Raw genomic sequence first — 3,085 nt, 5'->3', positions numbered from 1 at the left:
GCCGAATCGGGGGCGAGGGGCCCGGCCGCGTGGCCATCGGGCAGGCCGCGCGGCAAGCCGCCGGGCAGCCGGCCCGACCAGGTGCGCGGGCTGGCCTGCAGCACCGCCGCCGCCGGCAGGCCGGGCCAGGAGAGGTCCAGCCAGTCCCGCCGGGGCGGATGCACCGCCATCACCCGCCCCTCCCCGTCCAGCAGGGCGACATGGCTGCCGGGCGGCAGGGCGAGGGTGCCATAGGCCGCCTCCAGCGCGCGCAGCGGCAGCAGGCCGAGGACGACGCGCCCATCCCGCAGCCGCCGCAGCACGGGCAGCAGCGGCCCGCTGGTGCTGCGGACCGGCGCGGCGAGCGGCGCCCCCTGCCCGGCGGCGAAGCGCGCCACCGCCGCGGAGAGCGGGGCGGTGTCCTGCCCGGCGAGGTAGAAGGCGGCCCGGCGCGTCTGCCCCACCAGCCGGCCATCGGCGGCGGCCAGGGCGAGGGCGGTGCTGGCGGGGGCGAGGCCCTCCAGCATCGCCAGCGCCGCCTCCACCGCCGTGGCGCCCTCCAGCGCGCCACCGCCCCCACCCGCCTCCGGCAGCGGGCCGAGCCGGTACAGCGCCTGCTCCACCCCGCGCAGCAGGCTGCCGGACTGCTCGGCCAGCATCGACGCCCAGCCGGAGAGGGCACGCGCCGCATGTTCCTGCGCGTCACGCCGCTCCGCTGAGAGATGGGCGAGCAGGCTGGCGCAGAGCAGCAGCGCCATGGCCGGCCCCGCCAGCAGGGCGGCGCGGTGCCAGGTCAGGAAGGGGCCGGCGGCATGCTGGGACATCACCTGCGCGATCCGGGCGGTCAAAGGGCCCCGCTCGCCAAAGGGGGAAGCAGGGCGGGAAAAGCAGGACGGAGAAGGCGGATCAGACCTGAGGCGGCCGCTCAAAGGCGGCAAGGCGTGACAGCAGCGTCAGCGCCGCCGCGTAGTAATGCGGGGCGAGGCGCACCGCGGGCAGGTCCGTCGTGCGCGCCTCGGGGTCGGCCACCAGCAGGGCGACCGCGCGCATGCCGGGATCGGCCGTGTAGGGGGCGATGCTGTCGCCGCGGAAATCGGTCCAGGCCGGCATGCCGCTTTGCGGGAAGGCGGTCCAGAAGGACAGGGCGGCGCGGGCCGCCGGCTCCTCGCCGAGGCCCGCCCAGTTCAGATAGAGCGGCACCCGGATGGCATCGTAGGAAAAGCGCGGCGGCCAGCCCCAGGCGGGCTTCGGGCGCTCGCCGCTGGCGAGGCGGACCCAGTCCGCCGGCAGGCCCCAGCGGCCGAAGCGCGCCTGCCGCAGCAGGTCCAGCCCGCCCTCGTAGAGCGCCATCCACCGCCCCTGCGGGTGCAGCTGCGCCAGCGCCGGGAAGGCGGGGAAGACGTAGTAGGAGGGGTTCACCACCAGGTAGCCGGGATGCTCGAAGCCGAAGGCGGCGGGCAGCAGCACGGGCCGGCCATCCACCTCGCGCACACAGAGGCGGTCGAGGTCGCGCAGGATGGCGCGGGCCTCCTCCACCAGCGCCGGCCGGCCCCAGCGGCGCCCGGCGCGGGCCAGCGCCCAGGCGATGAAGAGGTCGCCATCGGTGGCGTTGTTGCTGTCCTCCACCGGGCGGGCGCGGTTGGGCTTCCAGCTCCAGGCGGTGAGCGAATCGTAGGGGCGGCGCAGCTCCGCCCGGGTCCAGGACAGGATGCGGTCGAAGGCGGCCTGGTCGTCGAAGCTGGCGGCCAGCAGCAGGCCCCAGCCCTGCCCCTCGGAATGCGAGCAGTCCTTGTTGCCGGTATCCACCACCCGGCCGATCGGGGCGATGAAGCGCTGCTTGAACTCTTCCCACTGCTCAAGCCCGGTGGGTGTGGGGGCGCTGCGGATCTCGGCATGGCCCGGCAGGCGTGGCGTGGCCGCCAGCATCAGGGTGCTGAGAGCGAGCAGGCTTCGCCGACCAAATGCCCCGGACATGTTTTGTCCCCGCGCGTGCCGTGGCGATCGCCACGGCTTTCGATAGCATAACGTTTACCGTTGCACCTTATGCGAGCACAAGACCACCAAAGCCTATTTTTGCGTGCATTCCAGGCTGATTTCCCGTGGGATTCCGGGAAGTGGAGAACAACTCAAGGTTGTTCGCCTGCCCGTGCCCCCGCCGCGGAACTCCCCCCACCCGCCAGGCCGCGCGCCAGGGCCAGCGCCAGCGCCAGGCTGCACAACCACCAGGGCTGCCACGCGCCGAAACTGGCCAGGAAGGTGACGAAGCCCGACGCCATCGCCCCCAGGGCCGCCGCGGGCGGCACGCCCTCCCCCCCCGCCGCCCGCCCGGCCAGCAGCAGCAGCGCCAGCGCCGCCAGCGCGCTGCCCACCAGCCCCAGCTCCAGCCGGATCTGCAGCGGGCCGTTATGCGGGTGCAGCGGCATCAGCGTGGAGCGCATGGCGGTGAACCAGCCGAACAGCGCCGGGCTGCGCAGGCCCAGCGCCTCCAGCCGCGCCCGCTCGGGCTGGTCCTCGCCACCGGGCAGGGCGCGCGCCGCCTCCATGCCCCAGCCGGCCAGCGGCTTCTCCGCCGCGCGCTCCAGCCCGAACTGCCAGATCACCAGCCGGTGGATGGCCGAGGGGGGCAGCCGCTCCACCACCGGCGGCACCTCGCGCAGCAGCAGGCCCAGCAGCGGCGGCGTGGCCAGCAGCACCCCCGCCATGCCGGCGCCCAGCAGCCAGCCCATCACCTGCCGCCCGCCCGCCGGCAGCCACAGCGCCAGCAGCGCCACCACCAGCCCCGCCAGCGCGGCGAGCTTCGCCGTATCCCCCGGCGCCAGCAGCAGCAGCGCGGTGCCGGCCAGCAGCAGCAGGCTGCGCATCGCGCGCGGCCAGGGGCCAGACCTGGGGCCAGACCTGGGGCCAGGCCAGGGCAGCGCCGCCAGCAGCGGCAGCAGCAGCGCCATCACCGAGGCCGCCGGCTTCAGCCCGAAGACCAGCTGCGGCGGCACCTCCCGCAGCCCGCGCACGGCGGCGCGCAGGGCGGAGCCGCTGGCGCTGTCCGCCAGCGCGGCGGCAAGGCCGAGGCTCAGCCCCGCCAGCAGCGCCCGGCCCAGCAGGCGCGGCG

The 3,085-nt window shown here is 75.7% G+C and carries 3 protein-coding genes; all 3 read right to left on the bottom strand.

Annotated features, from left to right (window positions below; genetic code table 11):
* A partial coding sequence (locus NON00_RS24305; RefSeq protein WP_256025380.1) for a hypothetical protein occupies nucleotides 1–803 on the bottom strand: 803 nt, incomplete at its 3' end.
* Nucleotides 804–885: 82 nt separating this feature from the next.
* Nucleotides 886–1,953: a glycosyl hydrolase family 8 gene (locus NON00_RS24300; RefSeq protein ID WP_256025378.1), complete on the bottom strand. Its 1,068-nt coding sequence runs from the start codon at nucleotides 1,951–1,953 to the stop codon at nucleotides 886–888.
* Between the two features lie 152 nt (nucleotides 1,954–2,105).
* On the bottom strand, nucleotides 2,106–3,085 hold a 980-nt coding region (locus NON00_RS24295; RefSeq protein WP_256025377.1), incomplete at its 5' end, for an O-antigen ligase family protein.

The sequence above is a fragment of the Roseomonas sp. GC11 genome (assembly GCF_024437745.1).
Lineage (GTDB): Bacteria > Pseudomonadota > Alphaproteobacteria > Acetobacterales > Acetobacteraceae > Pseudoroseomonas.
Note: the sequence above shows the minus strand (reverse complement) of the source record. Positions and strands in the feature narration are given on the sequence as shown.